Genomic DNA, 23,544 nt, shown 5'->3' on the forward strand with positions numbered 1-23,544 from the left:
CCTTTCATCTAATAAATTCCACACTGTTATCGGAAAAATAACATGGCCTTCGCAGTTCCCCCTTCGCGGGGCATGGCCTAGAATCCGGTCCCGGAGAAGCTGAAAGGAATCGTGCAATGGACGCAAAGACGAGCAATGATCCGCTGGCCTGCCCCGTGAAGGAGCCTGCGGCGCTGCGATCCCTGCTGGGGCGCACCAACCGCGACTGGTGGCCGAACCAGCTCTCGCTCGACATCCTTCAGCAGAACGGCCTGTCCGGCAATCCGCTGGGCGACGATTTCGATTATGCGGCCGCCTTCAAGTCGCTGGACTATGACGCGGTGAAGAAGGACCTGACGGCCCTCATGACCGACAGCCAGCCCTGGTGGCCGGCGGACTATGGCCATTACGGCCCCTTCTTCATCCGCATGGCCTGGCACTCGGCGGGCACCTACCGCACCGGCGACGGGCGCGGCGGCGCCTCCTCCGGCTCGCAGCGCTTCGCCCCGCTCAACAGCTGGCCGGACAACGCCAATCTCGACAAGGCCCGCCGCCTGCTGTGGCCGGTCAAGCAGAAATATGGCCAGAAGCTGAGCTGGGCGGACCTCATGATCCTGGCCGGCAATGTCGCCATTGAATCGATGGGCGGCCCGGTCTTCGGCTTCGGCGGCGGCCGCGCCGACGTGTTCGAGCCGGAAAAGGACGTTTATTGGGGCACGGAGGAGTTCTGGGTCGGCCAGGAGGGCAATGAAACCCGCATCCAGCCGGAAAAGAACATGGTCCTCGAAAGCCCGCTGGCCGCGATCCAGATGGGCCTCATCTACGTCAATCCGGAGGGGCCGGGCGGCAACCCCGACCCGCTGCAATCGGCCCGCGACATTCGCGAAACCTTCCTGCGCATGGGCATGAACGATGAGGAGACCGTCGCGCTCACCGCCGGCGGCCACACCTTCGGCAAGGCCCATGGCGCGGGCGATGCATCGAAGGTCGGCAAGGAACCCGAAGGCGCCGACATCGCGCAGCAGGGCCTTGGCTGGCAGAGCGGCTATGAAAGCGGCGTGGGCGATCACACCATCACCAGCGGCATCGAAGGCGCGTGGACGCCGACGCCCCGGGCCTGGGACCACAGCTTCTTCCACATGCTGCTCGACTATGAATATGAGCTGGTGCGGAGCCCGGCGGGCGCCAAGCAGTGGCAGCCGGTGAACCAGAAGCCCGAAGACCTGGCCCCCGGCGCGCACAGCCCCGACAGGCGCGTGCCGACGATGATGACCACGGCCGACATGGCGTTCAAGATGGACCCGGAATATCGGAAAATCTCCGAGCGGTTCCGCAACGATCCCGCCGCGTTCGAGGATGCCTTCGCCCGCGCCTGGTTCAAGCTGTGCCATCGCGACATGGGACCGAAGGCCCGCTATCTCGGCCCCGAAGTCCCCGCCGAAGACCTGATCTGGCAGGACCCGATTCCGGCGGTCGACCATCCACTGGTCGACGCTTCGGACATCGCCGCGCTCAAGCAGAAGATATTGGCGTCCGGCCTCAGCGTCGCGGAACTGGTGACGACCGCCTGGGCGTCGGCCTCCACCTATCGCGGGTCGGACCATCGCGGCGGCGCCAATGGCGGGCGCATCCGGCTGGCTCCGCAAAAGGACTGGGACGTGAACCAGCCCGAACAGCTTTCCCGCGTCCTCTCCGTACTGGAGAAGATCAAGGCCGAGTTCGACAGTGCGGGCGCGAAGAAGATTTCGCTCGCCGACCTGATCGTGCTGGGCGGATCGGCCGCGATCGAGAAGGCGGCGGCGGATGGCGGGCGCAGCATCGAGGTGCCCTTCACCCCCGGCCGCGCCGACGCCTCGCAGGAACAGACGGATGTGCAGAATTTCGAGGTGCTGGAGCCGAAGGTCGACGGCTTCCGCAACTATCTGCCCGTGCCGTTCAGCGTGCCGGTCGAGGAACTGCTGATCGACCGCGCCCAGTTGCTGACCCTCAGCGCCCCGGAAATGACGGTGCTGGTCGGCGGGCTGCGGGTGCTGGGCGCCAATCATGGCGGGTCCGGCCATGGCGTGTTCACCGACCGTCCGGGGACGCTCAGCAACGACTTCTTCGTCAACCTGCTCGACATGGGCACGGCGTGGAAGGAGGTGGAGGGTCACAAGGACATCTTCACCGGCACCTGCCGCAAGTCCAATGAACAGAAATGGACCGGCACGCGGGTCGACCTGGTGTTCGGATCGAACGCGCAACTGCGCGCCCTGTCGGAAGTCTATGCCTCCGCCGACGCGGGCGACAAGTTCGTGAACGACTTCGTCGCCGCCTGGACCAAGGTGATGAACGCCGACCGTTTCGACCTGGCGGCATAAGGGGTCGGGCCGCTCCTTCGGGGGCGGCCCTTTCCACGGCGCCCTGCATGGGGTCGACGCTAAGCCTTTCGCTGAATTGAGCTTGCCCGCTTTTCATGCGACAGTGCCGCCGCCATGATGCGGAGACTCGCCGTGCATGATCATCTGAAGGATGCTGCCGAGGCAGCGGCCCTCACGGACAAGGAACTGGCCGCCATCCGCCGCAGGATGGGCGACCCGAAGAACCCGTCCGGGTTCGAGCAGGCCGTGCTGGACGAAATGGAAAGACGCCATCTGCAACCGCGCCACTGGTGATCGCCCCGGCGCTTGCTCCTGCGCCATGCTATTCCGCCAGGACGGTGCGCGGCGCGATCCCCAGCCCGCGCTTGATCGCGCGTTCCATCCGGCCGAAGCGGCTGAACTGGATGATCCAGGCTCCCCGCGCCCTGGGCGTAAGGTTGGCGCCGGTATAATGCAGGGTAAGCGGCGTATGGATGGTCAGCCCACCCGCCTCGATCGGGCATGCGACCCGCTCGCCGGCTTGCGGAACCGCCGCCTCCCGGCCCAAAGTGCCCGATATGCGCGTAAAGGGCCGATGCGGCATGACCCCGGCGCGATGGCTGCCGGGGACGAACTCCATGCAACCTTGCTCAAGGCTGGTGTCCTGAAGCGGAATCCACAGGTGGAGCCGGGCAAGGCCCCCGGCATGCGCCCCGCCGCCCAGCTTCCGATAGGCGATGTCCTGATGCCATGGCGTGGTCGTGGCGGAATGCCCGGGCTTGAAGATGATATGGTCGAAGGCGAAGTGCATCGGCCCCGCAATGGCATCGACCAGCCGCTGGCTCCGCACGAACACCTCGGTCGCCATCAGGCGCGGCGCCAGGTTGGAGGCATAGCGTATCTCATGCTGGCTGAGCCGCGCAGGGCCGGCGCCCGCCAGCCCGCGCCCCATGTCCATCCGGAAACGGTCGCCGGGACGGACAGGATCATCGAGCGCCGCGACCAGCAAGCGGTGGATTTCGACGATCTCCTCCACGGAACGGGCGGAAAAGGCGTCCCTGATCACGGTGAACCCATCCCGGATCAGTGAGGATCGAGCCGTCGCGACGTCGAAAGCGCTCATAGCCCGCTCCATGATGTGGGGGATTCAGCCTATCACCGATGGCAAGGACGGGCGATCAGTGGGAACACCTAAAGCATCCGACCGGATCGACTTTCAGCCCCGACAGAAACAACCGCCTATTTCAACATCGTGCGCAGCAAGGCGCGCAGTTGCGCAGGCTTCACCGGCTTGCCCAGCAGCGGAATGCCCCAGCCGTCCATCCGGGCCTTCAGCGCCTCGCCCCGGTCGGCGGAGATCATCACCGACGGCACCGCCCGCCCGAAATGGCCGTGCAACCGCTCGATCACGGCATCCCCTGTCTCGCCGTCGTTCAGATGATAGTCGACCAGGATGACATCGGGCGCCTCGCCTTCCGAAAAGGCGGCGACCGCCTCCGCGAATCCCCCGGCCGTCGCCACGGTACAGCCCCATCCGCCCAGCAGGGTCGACATGCCGGTCTGGATCGCCCGCTCATTGTCGACCACCAGCACCTTCAGCCCGCGCATCGACCGGTCGCTGCGCGGCGCGCTGCCCCCATCGCCCTCTTCCACCACCGCCTCGCCCTGCGGCACGCGGATGGAGAAGGTCGCGCCCTGCCCCGGCACCGATTCCAGCGTCACTTCATGGCGCAGCATGTCGCTCGCCCGGCGGACGATGGCGAGGCCCAGCCCCTTGCCGCCCGCCCCCCTGCCCCCCGGCGTGTCGAGGCGGCGGAATTCCTCGAAGATCAGTTGCTGCTTGTCGACGGGGATGCCGGGACCGCTGTCGGCGACGCTCAGCCTTATCCCATCCGCCTCCGCGACGCAGGCGACGCGCACCGACCCGCGCTGGGTGTAGCGCAGCGCATTGGACAGGAAATTCTGGAGAATCCGCCGCAGCAGCCGGATGTCGGAGCGGACCCAGACCGGGGCCGTCTCCACCGCCAGCACCAGCCCCGCCGAACGCGCCATCGGCGCGAATTCCGTCCGCAGCGTATCGAGCAGCCGATCGATGCGGAAATCGCTGATCTCCGGCTGGATCGCGCCCGCGTCGAGGCGGCTGATCTCCAACAGCGCCTCCAGCAGATCCTCGACGGAATCCAGCGCGGTGGACGTCTGGTTGACCAGCGCCCGCGTCGGCAGCGCCAATCGCCGGTCGCCCAGCGCCGCGACGAACAGCCGCGCCGCGTTCAATGGCTGCAACAGATCATGACTGGCCGCCGCCAGGAAGCTGGTCTTGGACAGGTTCGCCTTCTCCGCCGCCGTCTTGGCGTCCATCAACTGCGCCTCGATCTGGCGCCGCTCGGCCACCTCCGCCTCCAGTTCGGAGGTGCGCTCCGCCACCCGCCGCTCCAGCGTCTCCGCCGTCTCGCGCAGCGCCGCCTGCGCGCGCAGCATGTCGGTCACGTCGGTGAAGCCGATCACCTGCCCGCCCCGCTCCATGGCGTTGCTGCGAATCTCGAAGCTGCGCCCCCCGGCATGGACCAGTTCGCTGCGATGGCGCGCCCCGCCCCGGTCGAGGCAGCCCCTGTCGTCCATCCCCAGATTGCCCCGGCACCAGTCCAGCAGCGCGGCATGGCTATCCCGCTCCTGCGCCCAGTCCTCCGGCAGTTCCAGCAGCCGTTGCAGCGCCTCGTTCCACGCCGCCAGCCGCCCCTCGGCATCGAACAGGCACACGCCTTCGGAGAGGTTGTCGAGCGTCGCCTGCAGCACAATGTTGCGCTCGGCCAGTTCCCGCGCGCGGTCGCGGGCATCCTCCGCCTTCACCTCGGTGATGTCGGTATAGATGCCGACGATGCCGCCCTCGCTGGTGCGCAGTTCGTTGATCTGCACCCAGCGCCCGTCGGACAGCGCCTGCACATGCCCGCCCTCCGCCACGCTATGGCGCGCCAGCCGGTCCGACACCCATCGGTCCTGTCCCACCGGGCGGTGATGCGCCGCCGCCAGCTTGGCGATCTCGTCGAAGCTCATGCCCTCGCGGATATGGTCCGCAATCTCCGGCCAGAAACCCAGATAGGCCTCGTTATAGAGGACCAGCCGATCCTCCGCGTCGAACAGGACGAAGCCTTCGTTGATCGAATCGATTGCGTCGCGCAGCCGCATCCGCGCCGCGTCCGCATGGCCATGGGCGGAGGCGAGGTCGGCATTGGCCTCCGCCAGCTTCGCCAGCGCGTCTTCGAGCTGCACGGTCCGCTCGCGCACCATGGCTTCCAGCGAGATCGCGGTCTCGAACATCGAAAAGGCGTTGCCGGCCATGTCGCTCGACCGTTCGACCCGGTCGATCAGCGCCGCATTGATCTTGCGCAACTTGCGGTTCTCTTCCCGCAACGCCTCCAGTTCGGCGGAAGAGAGGGCCGCGTCGGTCATCGGCCGATGGCAAGGCCGCTGAAGGTCTGGTTGACGTGCAGCGCATGATATTGCTCGCCATAGGTGTTGAAGCCGATCACCCGATGCCGCCCGTACAGCTCCGACACGGCGCGGCTGATCTGCCGCTGCTCGGCATCGATGCGGTTCAATACGCAATCGAAGGCGATGATCCGGTCCACCGGTCCCACCTCCGCCGCAATGTCCGCGAACAGCGCGTCCATCCGCGCAATACGGTCCACCGGCTCGCCCACGGTCATCACGATCCCCTCGTCGATGGCGCAGTAGAAGGTAAGGCTGCCGTCGGGATTCGCGCTCTGGATCGACCGCACATGATAATCGCCCCCGGCCCGCACCATCAGCGGATGCGCGGCATAGAAGGCGACGCCCAGCGCCTCGCCCGCATGACCCGCCAGCCGCAGATATTCCTGCGCGGCGGGCTCCGCATTGATCTCGGTCACGATCCGGTCGTTCGGGATCGCCCCGGTGACGACCATCTTCGCCTCGCTCGGCCGGTAGTGCTGCGCCTTGAACACATGCAGCGGGCGCGGCGTGGACAGGATCGCCACCACCGCCGCATGGCCATGGAAGCGCCCGCCATGGAAGACCGCCGTCTCCCGAAAGGCCATGCCGTCGCCCGACGACCCGCCGATCAGCGCAATGTCGCCCAGCGCGTCCTGGATCGTCATGGTCAGCAATTCTTCCCGATGCGACAGCCCGTCGACCAGGAACAGCGCGACATGATTGACCTTCCCGCCCAGATGGCGGCTCTCCCGCTCCGCCTGCGCGGCCAGCCCGCGCACCGCCTGCCGCGCGGCGGCGGGATCGAAATTCTCGATGTCGTCGAAACAGAGCGAGGTCATGTGAAAGGCCGAAGCCGGAAAGCCGATGACGCTCAGGCTGTCCTCATCATAGCCATTTTCGGTCAGCTCGCCCGAACTGGTGCAGCCGATCGCCACCACGCCCTCCGTCCGGCGGTTGACCGCCCGCGCCAGCGCCTCCCGGTCGAAACGATGCGAACAGAACAGCAGCATCCCGGCCAGCGGTTCGTCCCCCAATTGACCGGCGACTTCCGCCATGGCCTTGGCCGGATCGCCCGCATGGCTTGACGCAAAGGCGATCTCCGATGCCAGCACCGTCATGTTCCTCTCCCCGCATTTTCTCCCTGTTCTTTTCTTGTCTAATGGGAATCAGCCGCCGCGCAAAGGCTCTCCCGCCGCTTCCAGCGCCGCATTCTCCTCATCGGTGAAGACGCGCGAGCGGACGATGAAGCGCATCCCCTCCGGGCTTTCCAGCGACATGCCCGCGCCCCGGCCCGGCACGACGTCGATGGTGACTTGCGTATGCCGCCAATATTCGAACTGCGCCGCGCCGATCCACACCGGCACGTCGCCCGCGATCTGGCCCAGCAGCACATCCTGCCCGCCGGTCCTGAACTCGCCCCGCGGAAAGCACATCGGCGCCGACCCGTCGCAACAACCGCCGGACTGGTGGAACATCAGCGGCCCATGCCGGGCCGCCAGCCGGGCGATCAGGACTTCGGCTTCCGGCGTGGCGAGGATGCGGGGTGGAAGGTTCATAATGATCTCCAGTCCCCCTCCCGTAAACGGGAGGGGTTAGGGGTGGGCGCGACCCCGGACTTGATCCGGGGGAGCTTCCAGCTTAGCCATTGCAGAATGGCGCTGAGGTTGCGCCCGCCCACCCCCCGGCCCCCTCCCGCCTGCGGGAGGGGGAAGAAGAAAAAGGCGGACGCCCGGGAGAGGCGCCCGCCGAACCGAAGGCGTGAAGGGGGAAGGACCCGCCTTCGGCATGCGATCCGCCCCTCGCCTCAGAAGAACCCCAGCGCCTTGGTCGAATAGCTCACCAGCAGGTTCTTCGTCTGCTGATAATGATCCAGCATCATCTTGTGCGTCTCGCGCCCGATGCCCGACTGCTTGTACCCGCCAAAGGCCGCATGCGCCGGATAAGCATGGTAGCAGTTCGTCCAGACCCGCCCGGCCTGGATGTTGCGCCCCATGCGATAGGCCGTGTTCCCGTTCCGGCTCCACACCCCGGCGCCCAGCCCGTACAGCGTGTCATTGGCGATATGCAGCGCGTCCGCCTCATCCTTGAAGGTCGTGACCGACAGCACCGGGCCGAAAATCTCCTCCTGGAAGATGCGCATCCGATTATGCCCTTCCAGCACGGTCGGCGTCACATAATAGCCCTGCTCCAGCTCACCGCCCAGATGCGCCCGCGTGCCGCCGGTCAGCACCTTCGCGCCCTCGTCCCGGCCGATGTCGATATAGGAAAGGATCTTCTCCAACTGGTCGTTCGACGCCTGCGCCCCGATCATCGTCGCGGGGTCGAGCGGGCTGCCCTGCACGATCTTCTGCACGCGGGCGACGGCGCGCTCGATGAACTTTTCGTAGATGCTCTCCTGCACCAGCGCCCGGCTGGGGCAGGTGCAGACCTCGCCCTGATTGAGCGCGAACATCGCAAAGCCTTCCAGGCATTTGTCGAAATAATCGTCGTCCGCATCCATCACGTCGGCGAAGAAGATGTTGGGCGACTTGCCCCCCAGTTCCAGCGTCACCGGGATCAGATTCTCGCTCGCATATTGCATGATCAGCCGCCCGGTGGTGGTTTCCCCGGTAAAGGCGATCTTCGAAATCCGCTTGTTGGTGGCGAGCGGCTTGCCCGCCTCCACGCCAAAGCCGTTGACGACGTTCAGCACGCCTTCGGGGATCAGGTCGCCCACCAGGTCCATCAGCACCATGATCGACATCGGCGTCTGCTCGGCGGGCTTCAGCACCACGCAATTGCCCGCCGCCAGTGCCGGGGCCAGCTTCCACGCCGCCATCAGGATCGGGAAGTTCCAGGGGATGATCTGCCCCACCACGCCCAGCGGCTCATGGAAATGATAGGCCACCGTGTCATGGTCGATCTCCGCGATGGAGCCTTCCTGAGACCGCACGCAGGCCGCGAAATAGCGGAAATGGTCGATGGCGAGCGGAATGTCGGCGGCGGTCGTCTCGCGGATCGGCTTGCCGTTGTCGATCGTCTCCGCCATGGCGAGCAGGTCGAGATTCTCCTCCATCCGCTGCGCGATGCGATTGAGGATATTGGCCCGCTCCGTCGCCGAACGCTGGCCCCAGCCTTCCCTGGCCCTGTGCGCGGCGTCCAGCGCCAGCTCGATGTCCTCGGCCGTCGAACGGGCGATCTTGCACACGCTCTGCCCCGTCACCGGCGAAAGATTGTCGAAATATTCCCCGCGAACCGGCACCACCCACTGGCCGCCGATGAAATTCTCATATTTATCGCGGATCAGCGTCTTCCCCGCGAACCGCGCCATTGCCTGCTGTAACATCATCCTCTCCCGGACTCGTCTGAAAGTTGAGGGACAGGATGAACCTTTCGGACAAATGGACAATTAGACCTTGGGTCGGGCCTGCCCATGAAGCCGGAAAACCGGGACGCTCAACCCCCGCCGCCATTCATCGCCGCCTGCACCCGCAACCGGGGGAAAACCGCTTCCAGCGGCTTGGTGTCGGGCAGCACATAGACATAGCCGCCCTTTTTCCGGAACAGCGGGCTGACGTTCTTGCCGTAAAAGGCGGTGGGCAGGTTGATGCAGCCGAAGGTGATGCGATTGTCGTCGCCGGTGGGCGAGAGCATCCGCTCGCGGCGGCGTTCCCTTTTCGGCGCGCCCTTGGGAATGGGGTGCAGCGCCACCGACGTGGCATAATCGACCCACAGCACCTTCTGCCGCCCCGCCGCCAGCCCGAATTTCGCCAGGAAGCGCCCGGCGGGCGTCGTCTTTTCCGCCGGGCCGATCTCCGCCAGATTCTTCGATCCGATGCCGGGGCTCGCCTCGTCCCCGACGGCCACGCCGATCAGGACCGGCGCATGACCCAGCGATTTCCCGCTGGCGTCATAGAGCGAGAGAACCGCCGCCTTCTTGTCGACGATGATATAGGGCAGCGCGCCATTGTCGCGGGACGCGGCGATCCAGTCGGCCACGCGCGCCGCTTCCCCGGACAGCTTCGCTCCCGCCTCCTGCGGCATGTCCGCCTGCGGTTTCGCCGGCTCCGCCGCCCGGACGCCCTCCGTCGCGGGAATGGCCGGCGCAAGCACCGCCAGCGCCAGGAACAGTGGGATCATCGCTCAATGCACTCGAAGGAAAGCGCCGGCGCCCAGGACGGACGCCGGCGCGGGAACACCGGATTCGGCCCCGTTCCGGGCGTCAGTTGCGCGGCCGCTTGCGCTGATTTTCCTGCATGCGCTGCTCGATGCCGTCGACGCGGGCATTGATCTGGTCCAGCCGCTGGCCATTGTTCTGCGCCTGGCCGGATGCCGCCTGCGCCTCCGCCAGCGCCGATTTCGCGGTGGCGTCCGTCGCCTGCAGGCGCGAGTCGAGCGCATCGACGCGCTGGTTCACGGCGGCGACCTGTTCCCGCACGAAGCCCTTGGTGGCACAGCCCCCCAGCGCCAGCGAACCCACCAAAATCACCGCCAGAGGCGCGAATTTCGTGAAAGACCGCGACATCTCCATTCTCCTTATAGTTAACGAACCGTCCCCGTCCCAAGCCGAGCGCCGGATTCCGGACAATGGGATTCTGTCCGGCTGTGCATCCGCTCGGGTGAATGGATGGGACTGCCCGGGTGGGCCAACCGGGGGCGCGGGATTTCGTCAGCGGCGCGCGCCCGGCCGCCGCCATTTCCGGGGCCGTTCCTCCTCCCCCAGCAGCAGCATGATGTCGCCATAGCCGGCGAGCAGGCTTTCCAGCGACCGCACCGCCTGCCAGCCCCCCGGGAAAAGCGCGCGGAAAATATGCGACTTGTCCTTCATCGGCATCCTCCCACAATAAGTCCTGTCCGGCGCGCCTCTTGGCGGGCGTGCCTTGCGGCGCTTCAGCGAGCGCCGTCGACCAGGATCACGCGATATTCCGCACCGGCAAGCCGATGCTGCAATGCTTCCTGATAAGCGGGCGAGTGGTACCAGGCCCGCGCCGCATCCAGATCGTCGAACTCCAATATGGCGACGCCGTCGGGATCGGGCCCTTCCACCGCATCATGCTCCCCATAGAAGGCGAGCCGCCGGGCCGGCTTTTCCCCCCGCGCCTTGACCGCCAGCGCGGCATAGGCGGCCATCTCCCCGGCATCGTTCAGCCGGTCGCGGATCATGACGACATAAGCGGGCATGGACGGTCCTCTCCTCTTCCTGTCATGCGCGGGGGCGGCAGGGCGGGAAGCGCGCCCGGCCGCAATCCCCTACGCCCCTTCCGTCACCTTGGCGGAGGCCTTGCGGGTCCGGGCAGGCTTCTGGTCCTTGCCCAGCACGATCTTCGTCGTCATCAGATAATGTTCGCGCATCAGCTTGATCGCCAGATCGGCGTCATGCGCCAGAAAGGCGTCGGCCAGCTTGCTATATTCCTTCTCCAGATTCGAACGCTTGGACGGCGAGGAGATGGAGAGCCAGCGATAGCGCTCGCTCTGCAGCAGCAGCATGTCGCGCACCCGGAGCAGCCAGGGATTGTCGCATGTGGCGACCAGCGCGTGATGGAAGGCGTGGTGCGCGTCCGCCCATTCCTGCGTCACCTTGCCGTCATCGTCGTTGCGCGGCGTCCGCAGCAGGCCGTGCAGCGCCGCGACGATCCCCTTTTCCCAGGCGATGGTGGCGTTCGCGATGGCGGAGCGGATGCAGGGCTCCTCGATCAACAGGCGCACATCCGTCAGATGATGCAGGTCCTCGGCCGCGATCTCGCTCACGCGGAAGCCGCGCTGCGGTTCGGCGGTGACCAGCCCTTCTGCGGTGACCCGCGCCAGCGCCTCGCGCACCGCGCTCTGGTTCGCCCCCAGATTCTCGCACAGGTCGGAAATGACGAGCTTCTGACCGGGCGGAAGCGCGCCGTTCAGCAGCCGGGACCGGATCTGCTCGTAAACGCGGTGGGTGCGGCTGGGCGCCGGTGATTTCTCTGCCATTCGCCCTTGATAGTTCACTTTTCCCCCATCTACAACCGTTACAACAAAAAGTGCACTTTCTGTTGACTCATGGACAATACTCGCACATCGTCCGCGCGACCGCCCGCCTCCCCCGGGGCCGGTTTCGGGCCGGGACCGCGAACGGGCAAATGGCATGACATGGCCGACCACTCGTCGGCTGGAATCGGGATCAAGCATGAAAGACAAGGTCATCATCTCCTGCGCCGTCACCGGCTCCATCCACACGCCGACCATGTCGGACGCGCTGCCGGTCACGCCGTCCGAAATCGCGGAACAGGCGATAGAGGCGGCGGAGGCCGGCGCCGCCATCCTCCATCTCCATGCGCGCGATCCCAGGGACGGCCGACCCTCGGCGGACCCCGCCCTGTTCATGGAATTCCTGCCGCGCATCAGGCAGGGCTGCGACGCCATCTGCAACATCACCACGGGCGGCAGCCTCACCATGACGGTCGAGCAGCGCCTGGCCGCGCCGCTGCTGGCGTCGCCCGAAATGTGCTCGCTCAACATGGGCAGCATGAATTTCGCGCTCTATCCGATGGCGGATCGCTACCGGCAATGGAAGCATGACTGGGAGGAGCCCTATCTGCGGGAATCGGACGATTATATCTTCCGCAACACCTTCCGCGACATCGGCAAGATCGCCCATGCGCTGGGCGATGCCCATGACGTGAAGTTCGAACATGAATGCTATGACGTCGGTCATCTGTACAATCTGGCGCATTGCATCGACCGCGGCTTCTTCAAGCCGCCGGTCTTCATCCAGTTCATCTTCGGCATATTGGGAGGGATCGGGGCGGAGGTCGACAACCTCCTCTTCATGAAGCGGACCGCCGATCGCCTGTTCGGACAGGATTATCACTGGTCGGTGCTGGGCGCGGGACGCCATCAGATGCCGCTCGCGACGCAAGCGGCGCTGATGGGCGGCCATGTGCGCGTGGGGCTGGAGGACAATCTGAACATCGCCCAGGGGCGGCTCGCCTCCAGCAATGCCGAACAGGTGCGCAAGGTGCGCGCGATCATCGAAGATCTGGGCCTGGAGATAGCGACCGCCGATGAAGCGCGCGCCCGGCTCGGCCTCAAGGGCGGGGACAAGGTCGCCTTCTGATGCCCGCGCGTCGATAGCGCCGGATCGGCCGGCCCGGAATCCGTGGCTCGATTCGCGCCCCGCCCTTGAAAAGACAGGCGACGATCACGATCAATGATATTATAGACATCATGTGATGGTCCGCCGCTACCGGTGCGGACGACAAGAGAAGGAAATGCCAGAGTGACCGCGGAAATCATCCTCGCCCATCCCGTCCGCACCCCGATCGGGAGCTATAACGGCACGCTCAAGGACGTGCCGGCGGCCGAACTGGGCGCCGTCGCCATCCGGGAAACCGTGCGCCGCGCAGGGCTGTCGCCGGATGCCGTCGGCGCGGTCACCATGGGCAATGTGATCCAGGCCGGCAACAGGATGAACCCGGCGCGCCAGGCGGCGATCCACGCCGGGCTGCCGGTCTCGGTCCCCGCCCTCACCGTCAACCGGGTCTGCGGATCGGGCGCGCAGGCGATCGTGACCGCCGCGCAGGAAGTGCAGCTTGGCCTGCACGACGTCGCCATCGCCGGCGGCATGGAGAATATGGACCGCGCGCCTTATCTGATGACCGGCGGCCGCTGGGGTTATCGCATGGGCGACGCCGCGATCATCGATTCCATGCTGCATGACGGCCTGAACGACGCCTTTTCCGGCCAGCATTCCGGCTGGCATACGGAGGATCTCGTCACCCGCTCCCAGATTTCGCGGGATGCGCAGGACCGCTGGGCCGAACGCTCGCAGAAGCGCTTCGTGCAGGCGCAGTCGGAAGGCCGGTTCGCGGCGGAGATCGCCCCCGTCACCATCAAGGGCCGCAAGGGCGACGTCAGCTTCGCCAGCGACGAGGCGCCCCGCGCCGATACGACGCTGGAGGGACTGGCCCGGCTGAAGCCCGCCTTCCGCCCGGACGGCACGATCACCGCCGGCAATGCCCCCGGCCTCAACAGCGGCGCATCCGCGATGCTGGTCGCCACCCGCGCCTGGGCCGAGGCGAACGGCGTCGAACCGGCGGGCCGGATCGTCTCCTACGCCGTCGCCGCGCTGGAGCCGGGCCTCTTCGGCCTCGCGCCGGTCCCTGCCGTGGTGAAGGCGGTCGAACGCGCCGGCTGGAAGCTGCCGGACGTGGAGCGGTTCGAGATCAACGAAGCCTTCGCCGCCGTACCCCTGGCCATCATCAAGGAACTCGGCCTGCCGGAGGACATCGTCAATGTGGAGGGCGGCGCGATCGCCCATGGCCATGCCATCGGCGCGACCGGCGCGGTGCTGACGACCCGGCTGCTGCATTCGATGAAGCGGGACGGCGTGCGGCGGGGCCTTGTCACGCTTTGCATCGGCGGCGGCCAGGGTATAGCGCTCGCACTGGAAACGCTGTGACGGCGGCACGGATGCGGGGGAAAGATCGGTCATGAACGGTTTCGATACGATAAGCGCTCTGGCGCGGGGCGAACTGCCCCGCCCGCCCATGGCCGATACCGTGCCCTTCACCCTTCTTCCGCCCGAAATGGGGCGCGTGGAGCTGAGGGCGACGCCGGGCGAACGCTTCCTCAACCTTGGCGGCGTCGTCCATGGCGGCTGGGCGCTGACCATGCTGGATTCCGCCATGGGCCTCGCGGCGGCAACCACCTTGGACGAGGGCGGTTTCGCCCCCACCTATGAAACCAGCGTCAAGTTCCTGCGGCCCATCCCCGCCAATATCGGGGAAATGCGGGTGATCGGCACCGTCATCTCGCGCGGCCGGTCCCTTGTCGCGTTGGACGGACGCATCGAAAGCCTCGACAACCGGATCTTCGCGCACGGCACGTCCACCTGCGTCGTTCCCCGCTGAACGCGGGGCGCACCATCTTTCAGGAGCATCGCATGCTGAACCGAAGCATCCGTTCCGCGACGATCTGGACGATCAGTCCGTCCTCCACTCCACGGTCACGCGCAAACCGATTGTCGGCCGCGACAGGATATTGCGGACGATCCAGGCGGCCGGCGCGTCCTATGACCATATGCGTCCGACCTATCATGAAGCGATCGGCAACAGGAGCTTCGCGGAATATGACGCGAGGATCGCGGGCGGGCCGGAACTTCACTGCGTGGCGGCGATCACCCGGAAGGAATCGGGCGCGGTGGAGACCATTGCCTTCCCGCGGCTAAAGCTTCCCCCGATGGGCAGTTCCCATCTGGCGGAGCAAGAAGGCCAAGAAGGCGAAGGCAAGCCACCCTGACTTCTTCAGTTGCTCGTTTCGGTCTTTCCCGACTCCGCCTCTGAACTGTTGGCGAAGCGGCGACGCAAGGGAATGCGGGTATCGACATCCGCGACGCCCAGCCGTTCCTTGACGGATTTCCGCGCCCGCTGGAGGATTTTCTCCGCGGTTTTCAGGTCGGTCGTCATCCGCGCCATTACCAGCGCGCCCAGCGCTTCGGAAAAGGCGGCGTTCGCGGCCTCCTCGGGATCGTCGACCCCGGCGCGCTCCAGCAGCCGGGTCACGCCGTCGATCAGTCCGCGCATGCCATTGCTCAGCCGCCCACGCCCATCCTCCGAAAGATGGGCCAGCTCGCTGGTGAGCGACGGGATCGGGCACCCCGTCTCCGGATGGCTGCGATGGGTCATCGACAGATAGCCGTCGAAGAATTTGGCGATCGCCGCGCGGGGCTCTCCGACATCCAGCAGGCCCAAGAACCGCTCATAGCGTTCGTGGAACATATGCTCGACCGAATGGGCGACCAGATCGTCCTTGGACGCGAAATGGGCATAGAAGCCGCCGACGGTAAGCCCGGCCGCGGACATCACATTCGCCACCGCCACCCGGTCAATACCCTGGCAACGGATCGCCCGCGAAGCCTCCGTCAGGATGCGCTCCCGCGTACGCGCCTTATGGTCGCTTGGATATCTCATGCATAATCCCATAAGTGACCTGACCACAGCCGCTTACAGGAAAAAACGCGCCTCTTTCCCAAATGACTGTTTGCAGCCAACATAATATTATGGCCGTTCAGTTCAAGGGGTTTTCCCAAGGAGCGACCTACTCCGCTGTCAATCGTTGCATCCGGGCCAGATCGGATTGAAGACATTAGGCGACCAGCCGATATTCGGTGTCATTGACCAGCCGGATCGCGCCGCCCCCGCCTCGAACGTCTAGATCGGCAGAATGGCAGCCGAAAACCTCCACCTCCAGCAACAAGCTGCCCGGACGGAAGCCGCTCTGCAAGGTCGGCTCCAACTGCCGGGCCGCTGGGCCGCCCATTTCGCCTATGAATGGGTACGCAAGGACGATGTCAGGATCGACACCGATCTTGTCGACCTCTTCGAATTCAGCGAGACTTCCGGATTGATCAAGAGCCTGAAGATCATCTTCGACCGGTAATCCCGCGCGCCTGCCTTCCGGGCCACGCTCCCCCGGCAGAGCTTTGCGTACACGCAAAGACTGGCCCAACCCGGCCGGGAACGGCTATGATCGGCCGGAACCATTCAGGAGCCCGCGACCATGCCGAACCCCAGTCCCTGGCAACATCATCGTCAAGCCGGCCTGGCCGACGACATCGATTTCGAGATCAAGGGCCAGGAACTGCAATTTCTGGAAATAGAACTCGATCCCGGCGAAAGCGCCGTGGCGGAGGCCGGCGCCCTGGTCTGGAAGGACGCGGCCGTCGGCATGACCACCGTCTTCGGCGACGGCAGCGGCGGCAGCGACGGCAGCTTCATGGGCAAGCTGCTGGGCGCGGGAAAGCGGCTGGTGACGGGGGAAAGCCTGTTCACCACCGTCTTCACCCATAATGGCCGGGGCAAGGCGCGGGTCGCCTTCGCCTCCCCCACCCCCGGCGCGATCCTGCCGATTCGCCTCGACCAGGTCGGCGGGCGGCTGATCTGCCAGAAGGACAGCTTCCTCGCCGCCGCGAAGGGCGTATCGATCGGCGTCCATTTCCAGCAGCGGATCATGACCGGCCTGTTCGGCGGCGAAGGCTTCATCATGCAGAAGCTGGAGGGCGACGGCTGGGTGTTCGTCCAGATGGGCGGCACCATCGTGGAGCGCGAACTGGCCCCCGGCGAACAGCTTCACGTCGATACCGGCTGCGTCGCCGCCTATACCGACACGGTGGATTTCGACTTGGAGCGCGCGGGCGGCGTGCGCAGCATCCTGTTCGGCGGCGAAGGCCTGTTCTTCGCGCGCCTGACCGGGCCGGGCAAGGTGTGGATACAGTCCCTGCCCTTCTCGCGCCTCGCCGGCCGCATGCTGGCGGCGGCGGGCAGCCGCGGCGGCCAGAATCGCGGCGAAGGCTCCGTGCTCGGCGGCCTAGGCGACCTGATCGGCGGCAATAATTAGAGCATCGTGCGCAAAAGTGGGAACCGGTTTTCCGCTCAAACCGATGCGACAGAAACCCGCAGCGCGCGGCCCGCGCCCGATTTGAGCCATCGCGCGCCATAGCCGTCCGCCGCTCTTCCCCCCACCCCCAAACCCCACCGCAAGCCCCCCCCATCGGCGCGCCGCACAACCGGCCCGCCGGTGGCGCGCCCCCGCGCATGACCGCCATCCCCCTTGAGCCGATATGTGCATGAACATCGACACATGACGTCCGCAGCCTTTTCACGGCCATGAAAATCCATTATTATTCAAAGCCATAGCGGACGAATCCGCACCAACCATCTTGCGAACCCGCAACGGCGCCGGGGCAATCCGCCGTTCCGGGAAGGAGGTTCAACAAAGGCGGCACAGGGCCGCTCAACAACGGGGTCGTACCATGCGCATTTTCTCTCTTCGCCCGCTTGCGGGCGTGCTGTTCGCGTGCGTGCTCATATTCTGCATGAGCGAATGGGGCCTGTCCCTCACCGCCGACACGGAAAAAATCTCCGCGCCCACGCCAGCGGCGAAAGACCCGCCGGGCATCGCCTCCATCCTCACCAACGGCTTTTTCGGCCGGACCGCCAACCCGACGCCACAGATCGACTTCTCCCGCCCCTCCCCCAGCCCCTGGACCACGGCGCTGGGCAGCAGCAATCCCGCCGCGCTCTTTCCCACCACCGCCGCCGCCGCCCGAACCGGCGGCCCGGCCGGGCGCGCCGCCGGACCGATGGCGCCGGTCAGCACCATGCTGGCCCTCTCCACCGCCGCCACCGCCGCGCAGGCAGGCGATTTCGCCAATTTCGACTTCGCCGGCGGCACCCGCTACCCTGAACAGGCGACCGCGTCGGTCGGCCCCGCCTTCTACCGCCCCGGCGCGACCGTCGCCTATGTGCCGATCACGCTCGACCGCCCGACGCCCAACACCGTGATCGCGCGGGTGATGACGGAGGATGGACCGGGCCTCGTCCGCGGCGTGGCGGGCATCAACTATCGAAGCATCTACAAGGCGGTGATCTTCCGCCCCGGCGACCCGCTGACCAAGACGGTCTCCGTCCCCATATTGCTCGGCGTGCCGCAGGCCGACTTCATCGTCCGCTTCGTGGAGGCTCCATGGGGCGGCAAGATGGGCACCGACCGCGCCTTCGTCCAATGCGATTTCCAGCAGGAACCGACGGCGGAACAGGTCGCGGGGCGCGAACCCCGCGCCTTCCAGCCCACGGGCACGCTCCAGTGGAGGATGAGCCGCGAAACCCTCAAATGGTCCGACGCCGGCCATGACAAGGCCTGGTCGACCAAGCTGCCCAATGGCCGCTCGCAACCGGGCAATCAGGAAACCGGCATCTATCTCGACGGCTGGGTCTATCGCGACTATGGCATAGAGGCGCCCCTGCGCTACACGGACGATGGGCTCGTCATGCACACGCAGAAGCTGAAGCAGCCCATCGCCTGGGACGGCGTCCCCTATGACTATGGCGCGGTCGTGCTCAGCGGCCACAACACCCGGCCGGTGCAGATCGGCTACGGCCAATATGAATTCACCGCGAAGATGCCGAACCGGCGCGGCTCCTGGCCCGCCTTCTGGCTGATCTCGACCGCCGGCTGGCCGCCGGAAATCGACATTTACGAAGGGTTCGGCTTCGAAAGCTGGTGGGATTTCGACCGCTACACCGCCAACACGCTGCACGGCGGCGCCAACATCACCCGCACCTTCCAGCAGGGCGTCTTCATGAACACCGAAGAGGTCTACGGCATCGGCGGCTTCACCACGGGCTTCCACAGCTTCGCCGTCGACATCCAGCCCGACTATATCACTTGGTTCATCGACGGGAAGGAGACCTATCAGGCGGTCAATCCCTTCGCCGGCTTCCGCTGGTACCCGATCATGAACGTCGCGGTGAAGACGACCGGCGACTATGCGGACGGCACCGGCGACATGATCGTCCGCGACATCAAGGTCTATGCGGACGGGGGCTGAACGAAGGCGTCGCGCGGCCAGGCCCGACCATCCCACCCCCGTTCCGGGCCCGACGGATATTCGGCAACCCCTCCGCCTTCATGCTCCCGCCCCGCGCGGGAGCATGCGACGGATAGGGAAGACCGCGCCCCTCAGAACTGATCGAAGATCAACCCCATGCGCGGACTGAACAGCCGGTCATAGGCCTTCAGCAAGGCCCCGTCGGTCATCCCGGCGATATAGTCGCAGATCACCCGCGGCGCCTCCTCCCCCGCCCGCACCAGCGCCCATTGCTCGGCCGGCAGCAGGGTCTCCGGCTCCGACGCCAGCGCCTCGAAGACGGACACCACCATCTTCTGTCCCTTGAACTCCAGTTGCTGCACCCCGGCGCTGCGGATCACCTCCTGATAGACCGCGTTCCTCAGCGCGCCCAGGAACCGCGCCGGCCCCTCCTGCATCCCCGCGCGGTATCGGACCAGCGGCTCCTCGAACTCCTCCCGCGTGTCGATGCGGCAATGGGTGATCAGGTGATGCACCATCCGTCCGATGCAGCGCTTGCGCCCGCCGCCCTCGCCGAACAGCGTCCCGACCAGCCGCTCATAGACATTATTCTCGGATTCGCCGGGATATTTCCGCTTGAGGTGGACCAGGAAGGACGCGCATTCCTCCTCCGGCACCAGCCTGCGAAAGGCCTCCTCCCCGATCAGGCGCAGCGCCAGCGCATCCTCCAGGTCATGGACGCCGAAGCCGATGTCGTCGGCCACGTCCATGATGCTGCAATCGAAGGATTTGTGGATCGCCCGGTGGTGCCTGCCGACCTGCGGCTCGATCGCCGTGAACGCCTCCCGGTCGGCGCTCGACAAGGGCGCCAATATCCATTGCACCGCCTGCCGCTCCGTATCGAGATAGCATTTGGGCGGCTTGCTGGCGGCCCGGTCGATGATGCGGATGGAAGAAGGCCTGCCGCTCAGCCGGGGCGCGCAGGCGGGATTGCAGGCCTGCGCATAGGGGACCGGATATTTGAGCACGCCCAGCAGCGTCCGCCGCATGAGATTGGCCCCCGCCCCGGCCGAAAATTTCTCCAGCCGGGCCAGGATGCGCAGCGTCTGGCCATTGCCCTCGAACCCGCCCGCCTGCCGCATGCAGTAATTCAGCGCGACTTCCCCGCCATGGCCGAAGGGCGGATGGCCCAAGTCATGGGTGAAGCCGATGGCCTGGATCAGGCTGTGGTCGGGCAGATGCGGGATCGCCGGGTGGTCGGGGAAATCCTGCCGCAACTGCCGCGCTATGCCGCCCGCGATCTGCGCGACCTCCAGCGAATGGGTCAGCCGCGTGCGATAGAAATCGCTGTCGCCCAGGTTCAGGATCTGCGTCTTGCCCTGCAGGCGGCGGAAGGACGCGGAATGGATGACCCGCGCATAGTCGACATCCGCTTCATTGCGGGCGTCCTCGCTCTGCGCCTGCCAGTTTTCCTGCCGTTCATACCAGTTCATGCCACTCTTCTCCGGCGAATCCCGACCGCCTGTCGCTTGGCCGGAATATAGGCCGCTTCTCCCGCGCAGGCGCAGGAAAACCGGTTCATGCTGCTTCCTCCATGCCGATCCTCATCCCACCCCGCCCTCATTTGCCTATTTGAACTATTTATGCCACATCTATCCCAAACAAGCTTCAACTTCGCGCAAGAGGGCAGGAATGAACGCAGTGGTAACCCAGATCGGCGATCTGGCGGAGGCCGGCGAAAAGATGGTCGAACGCCTGCGGCGCAAGGCTTTTCTGCCGGATAGCCGCAAGGAACTCAACATCCGCTTCGGCATCGCTGAAGCCGCGCAACTGCTCGGCTGCTCCACGAATCGCATCCGCATGGCGGAGGAGGACGGACGCCTTCCCCCTGCCCCGCCGACCGAAAACGGCCGCCGCCCCGGCTACAAGGTGGAGGAACTGCTGAACATGCGGCAGGTGCTGGGCGCCTCGCCCGAACGCGCCCCCTTGGACATTCCCGCCATCATCGCGGTGCAGAATTTCAAGGGCGGCGTCGGCAAGTCGACCGTCACCACCCATCTCGCCCATTATTTCGCGGTGCAGGGCTATCGCGTGCTGGTGGTCGACTGCGACAGCCAGGCCACCACCACCACGCTGTTCGGCTTCAACCCGCATTTCAACATCCAGCGGGAAGAAACGCTCTACCCCTATCTCTCCATCGACCCGACGCAGGTCGACCTGCTCTACGCGGTCAAGCACACCGCCTGGCCCAATGTCGACCTCATCCCATCCAATCTCGAACTGTTCGACGTGGAATATGAGCTGGCGGCGGCGGGCAGCGACGGCGGCTCCGTCCTTGCGGCGCGCTTCCGCAAGCTGAAGCAGGGCCTGATGGACCTTGCCCGCCATTATGACGTGGTGCTGCTCGATCCGCCGCCGGCGCTGGGCACGATCAGCCTCGCCGTGATGCAGGCGGCCAATGCCCTGCTGGTGCCGCTGGCCGCGACCACGCCCGACTTCTGCTCGACCGTCCAGTTCCTCTCGATGATGGATCAGGTGATCGGCCAGCTGCAGCAGGCGGGGATAGAGGTCGACTATCAGTTCGTCCGCCTGCTCTGCTCGAAATTCGACAGCAACGATCCCAGCCATTCGATGGTCCGCGCGATCATGGAACAGAGCTTCGGCCCGGCTCTCCTGCCCATTCCGATCCTCGACAGCGCGGAAATCAGCCATGCCGCGCTGCGCATGATGACCGTCTATGAACTGGAAAAGCCGATCGGCACGCCGCGCACCCACAAGCGCTGCCGCGCCAATCTGGACGAGGCCATGGGCCAGATCGAGGCGCTGGTGCGTCAGGGCTGGGGCCGCGTCGCCCCTGCGCGGGAAGAGGACATCGTCAATGCGGCATGAAGCCCCTTTCCGCATGTTCATGATATGTTCCCGGTTTGCCGAAAGGGAATGCCATGGCGCGTAAGCAATCCGACTATCTGGCCGCCCTTCTCTCCGACGAGCCCGAGGCGGCAGCGGCAACGCCCGTCGAGCCGGAGGAGGCAGGCCCGCCCGCATCGCCCCTCTCCCCCTCCTCCTCCCCCTCCTCTGGCCCGGCCGCGCCGCGCCAGGATCGCGCCCGCGGCACCACCCTGCTCGGCCGCGAATCCGCCCTTGCCCGCCTGGCCTCGGGCGAGGTGCGGCAGGTCACGCAATTGCTGCTCGACCCGGCGAAAGTCCGGATCTGGAGCGGCAATGCCCGCCTCTATGCGCATCTCAATGAGGAAAATTGCCGCGAACTGATCGACTCGATCATCGCGGAGGGCGGGCAGAAGGTGCCCGCCGTGGTCCGCCGGATAGAGGGCGATCCCGATCATGATTATGAGGTGATCGCCGGCACCCGCCGCCACTGGTCGATCAGCTGGCTGCGCGCCAACAGCTATTCCGACATGATGTTCGTGGCGCAGGTCGCCCAGCTCGACGATGAGGCCGCCTTCCGCCTCGCCGACCTCGAAAACCGCGCCCGCAAGGACGTCTCGGACCTCGAACGCGCGCGCAACTATGCCGATGCGCTCAAGGCCCATTATGGCAGCCACCTGACCCGCATGGCCGAACGGCTGAAGCTCTCCAAGGGATGGCTCAGCAAGATGATCAAGGTGGCGGGCATCGAGGACGCGGTGATCGACGCCTTCGCCTCCCCGGCCGACGTCCAGTTGAAGCCCGCCTATGCGCTGGCCCAATCGCTCGACGACCCCAAGGGCGCGCCCGCCATCCGCGCGGAGGCGAACCGCCTCGCCTCCGAACAGCGCGCGCTGCGGTCGGCGGGCGCCGCGCCCATCCCGGCCTCGGATGTGCTCAAACGCCTGCTCGACGCCCCCCGCGCCGCCCAGTCGGCCCCCAGGGAAGAACCCTTCACCTGGACCACCCACTATGGCCGTCCGGCGCTGACGGTCCAGTCGGTCAACCGCCAGGGCGTCACCATCCGCCTCCACGCCGGTTCGGGCGCGGACATGGAAACGCTCGCCACCGCGCTGCGCGACACGCTCGAACATCTCGAACGGCAGGGCATGGGGCTCCAGCGCTGATGGAAAGCGGGGGGCACAGGACATATGACGGAAGCGAAAGGCCGGTCGAACCGGCGGCTTCCGCCCTGCCCCCCGTTTCCCCGGGGAAACATCAGCCCCTTGTCCCCGCCGCCCCATGGGAAACACGTCCGCTGTTTCCCCGGGGAAACAGCCGATCCCCCATCCCCCCGGCCACCAGCCCGCCCTCGCCGGCATCCCCGGCCAGCGCCGCCAGCTTGGCCTGGTCGCCGCACGGCCGCAGCCACGCATCGGCTCCCATCCCGACATGCGCCCCTCATTCCATAACTCCCGTCCATTCTCCGGAACGTTCTTGGAATAGCCCCCGCGCGCCCCTCCCCTCCTCTGCCGCATCACGCCATGGGCTGACGCTCATCTTCAGGACCCGCCC

The 23,544-nt window shown here is 66.1% G+C and carries 23 protein-coding genes; 11 read left to right on the plus strand and 12 right to left on the minus strand.

Annotated elements, in window-relative coordinates; genetic code table 11:
• Window positions 1-116: 116 nt before the first annotated feature.
• Window positions 117-2,339, plus strand: coding sequence for a catalase/peroxidase HPI (gene katG, locus EGM87_RS23180; protein ID WP_025551352.1), 2,223 nt, complete (start codon window positions 117-119; stop codon window positions 2,337-2,339).
• A gap of 132 nt (window positions 2,340-2,471) precedes the next feature.
• The gene (locus EGM87_RS23185) at window positions 2,472-2,633 is read left to right on the plus strand and encodes a hypothetical protein (protein ID WP_162195987.1); all 162 of its coding nucleotides are present in this window, start codon (window positions 2,472-2,474) and stop codon (window positions 2,631-2,633) included.
• Between the two features lie 28 nt (window positions 2,634-2,661).
• Here EGM87_RS23185 and EGM87_RS23190 read toward each other — a convergent pair whose 3' ends face one another.
• From EGM87_RS23190 to EGM87_RS23235, 10 genes are all read right to left on the minus strand, one after another.
• On the minus strand, window positions 2,662-3,441 hold the full coding sequence (locus tag EGM87_RS23190; RefSeq protein WP_158230070.1) for a phytanoyl-CoA dioxygenase family protein: 780 nt from the start codon (window positions 3,439-3,441) through the stop codon (window positions 2,662-2,664).
• Window positions 3,442-3,557: 116 nt separating this feature from the next.
• Window positions 3,558-5,765 (minus strand): hybrid sensor histidine kinase/response regulator, encoded by a 2,208-nt coding sequence (locus EGM87_RS23195; protein WP_025551348.1) that lies wholly within the window; start codon window positions 5,763-5,765, stop codon window positions 3,558-3,560.
• Window positions 5,762-6,904 carry an FIST N-terminal domain-containing protein gene (locus EGM87_RS23200; RefSeq protein ID WP_044661018.1) on the minus strand — a complete coding sequence of 381 codons (1,143 nt, stop codon included), beginning with the start codon at window positions 6,902-6,904 and terminating at the stop codon, window positions 5,762-5,764. Before EGM87_RS23200 ends, EGM87_RS23195 begins: the two co-directional genes overlap by 4 nt.
• A gap of 48 nt (window positions 6,905-6,952) precedes the next feature.
• On the minus strand, window positions 6,953-7,342 hold the full coding sequence (locus tag EGM87_RS23205) for a DUF779 domain-containing protein (RefSeq protein WP_044661017.1): 390 nt from the start codon (window positions 7,340-7,342) through the stop codon (window positions 6,953-6,955).
• Window positions 7,343-7,590: 248 nt separating this feature from the next.
• Window positions 7,591-9,111, minus strand: coding sequence for an aldehyde dehydrogenase (gene adh / locus EGM87_RS23210; protein ID WP_044661016.1), 1,521 nt, complete (start codon window positions 9,109-9,111; stop codon window positions 7,591-7,593).
• A gap of 110 nt (window positions 9,112-9,221) precedes the next feature.
• Window positions 9,222-9,905: a hypothetical protein gene (locus EGM87_RS23215; RefSeq protein ID WP_025551455.1), complete on the minus strand. Its 684-nt coding sequence runs from the start codon at window positions 9,903-9,905 to the stop codon at window positions 9,222-9,224.
• Window positions 9,906-9,987: 82 nt separating this feature from the next.
• Window positions 9,988-10,290: a hypothetical protein gene (locus EGM87_RS23220; protein WP_025551453.1), complete on the minus strand. Its 303-nt coding sequence runs from the start codon at window positions 10,288-10,290 to the stop codon at window positions 9,988-9,990.
• A gap of 144 nt (window positions 10,291-10,434) precedes the next feature.
• Window positions 10,435-10,593 carry a hypothetical protein gene (locus EGM87_RS23225; protein ID WP_157009794.1) on the minus strand — a complete coding sequence of 53 codons (159 nt, stop codon included), beginning with the start codon at window positions 10,591-10,593 and terminating at the stop codon, window positions 10,435-10,437.
• Window positions 10,594-10,655: 62 nt separating this feature from the next.
• Window positions 10,656-10,946: a DUF1330 domain-containing protein gene (locus EGM87_RS23230; protein WP_044661015.1), complete on the minus strand. Its 291-nt coding sequence runs from the start codon at window positions 10,944-10,946 to the stop codon at window positions 10,656-10,658.
• Window positions 10,947-11,015: 69 nt separating this feature from the next.
• Complete coding sequence (locus tag EGM87_RS23235; RefSeq protein WP_025551449.1) at window positions 11,016-11,726, minus strand: GntR family transcriptional regulator; 711 nt, start codon at window positions 11,724-11,726, stop codon at window positions 11,016-11,018.
• A 196-nt stretch (window positions 11,727-11,922) separates the two neighbouring features.
• On the opposite strand from EGM87_RS23235, the gene kce reads away from it, so the two are divergent.
• The 4 genes from kce to EGM87_RS23255 all read left to right on the plus strand — a co-directional run bounded on the left by kce (window position 11,923) and on the right by EGM87_RS23255 (window position 15,035).
• Window positions 11,923-12,852, plus strand: coding sequence for a 3,5-dioxohexanoate:acetyl-CoA acetone transferase (gene kce, locus EGM87_RS23240; RefSeq protein ID WP_044661014.1), 930 nt, complete (start codon window positions 11,923-11,925; stop codon window positions 12,850-12,852).
• 162 nt (window positions 12,853-13,014) lie between these two features.
• Window positions 13,015-14,196 (plus strand): thiolase family protein, encoded by a 1,182-nt coding sequence (locus EGM87_RS23245; protein ID WP_025551447.1) that lies wholly within the window; start codon window positions 13,015-13,017, stop codon window positions 14,194-14,196.
• A gap of 31 nt (window positions 14,197-14,227) precedes the next feature.
• Window positions 14,228-14,647, plus strand: coding sequence for a PaaI family thioesterase (locus tag EGM87_RS23250; protein WP_226870507.1), 420 nt, complete (start codon window positions 14,228-14,230; stop codon window positions 14,645-14,647).
• Between the two features lie 130 nt (window positions 14,648-14,777).
• Window positions 14,778-15,035, plus strand: a complete 258-nt coding sequence (locus tag EGM87_RS23255) for a hypothetical protein (RefSeq protein ID WP_044661013.1) — start codon at window positions 14,778-14,780, stop codon at window positions 15,033-15,035.
• Between the two features lie 5 nt (window positions 15,036-15,040).
• Here EGM87_RS23255 and EGM87_RS23260 read toward each other — a convergent pair whose 3' ends face one another.
• Window positions 15,041-15,706, minus strand: a complete 666-nt coding sequence (locus EGM87_RS23260) for a TetR/AcrR family transcriptional regulator (RefSeq protein ID WP_025551441.1) — start codon at window positions 15,704-15,706, stop codon at window positions 15,041-15,043.
• Between the two features lie 253 nt (window positions 15,707-15,959).
• Here EGM87_RS23260 and EGM87_RS23265 point away from each other — a divergent pair, with 253 nt between their 5' ends.
• From EGM87_RS23265 to EGM87_RS23275, 3 genes are all read left to right on the plus strand, one after another.
• Entirely contained in the window at window positions 15,960-16,175 is a 216-nt protein-coding gene (locus EGM87_RS23265; RefSeq protein WP_025551439.1) for a hypothetical protein, read from the plus strand.
• A gap of 120 nt (window positions 16,176-16,295) precedes the next feature.
• Window positions 16,296-17,132 carry a TIGR00266 family protein gene (locus tag EGM87_RS23270; protein WP_025551437.1) on the plus strand — a complete coding sequence of 279 codons (837 nt, stop codon included), beginning with the start codon at window positions 16,296-16,298 and terminating at the stop codon, window positions 17,130-17,132.
• A 415-nt stretch (window positions 17,133-17,547) separates the two neighbouring features.
• Window positions 17,548-19,125 carry a glycoside hydrolase family 16 protein gene (locus tag EGM87_RS23275; protein WP_025551435.1) on the plus strand — a complete coding sequence of 526 codons (1,578 nt, stop codon included), beginning with the start codon at window positions 17,548-17,550 and terminating at the stop codon, window positions 19,123-19,125.
• Between the two features lie 131 nt (window positions 19,126-19,256).
• Here EGM87_RS23275 and EGM87_RS23280 read toward each other — a convergent pair whose 3' ends face one another.
• Window positions 19,257-20,597 carry an anti-phage deoxyguanosine triphosphatase gene (locus tag EGM87_RS23280; RefSeq protein WP_025551434.1) on the minus strand — a complete coding sequence of 447 codons (1,341 nt, stop codon included), beginning with the start codon at window positions 20,595-20,597 and terminating at the stop codon, window positions 19,257-19,259.
• Between the two features lie 199 nt (window positions 20,598-20,796).
• Here EGM87_RS23280 and EGM87_RS23285 point away from each other — a divergent pair, with 199 nt between their 5' ends.
• The gene (locus tag EGM87_RS23285; protein WP_013054122.1) at window positions 20,797-21,993 is read left to right on the plus strand and encodes an AAA family ATPase; all 1,197 of its coding nucleotides are present in this window, start codon (window positions 20,797-20,799) and stop codon (window positions 21,991-21,993) included.
• 53 nt (window positions 21,994-22,046) lie between these two features.
• A complete protein-coding gene (locus EGM87_RS23290) occupies window positions 22,047-23,156 on the plus strand; it encodes a ParB/RepB/Spo0J family partition protein (protein ID WP_044661012.1) in 1,110 nt (369 codons plus the stop codon).
• Window positions 23,157-23,544 lie beyond the last annotated feature (388 nt).

This window comes from Sphingobium sp. RSMS, assembly GCF_005406185.4.
In the GTDB taxonomy this organism is placed as follows: Bacteria; Pseudomonadota; Alphaproteobacteria; order Sphingomonadales; family Sphingomonadaceae; genus Sphingobium; species Sphingobium fuliginis.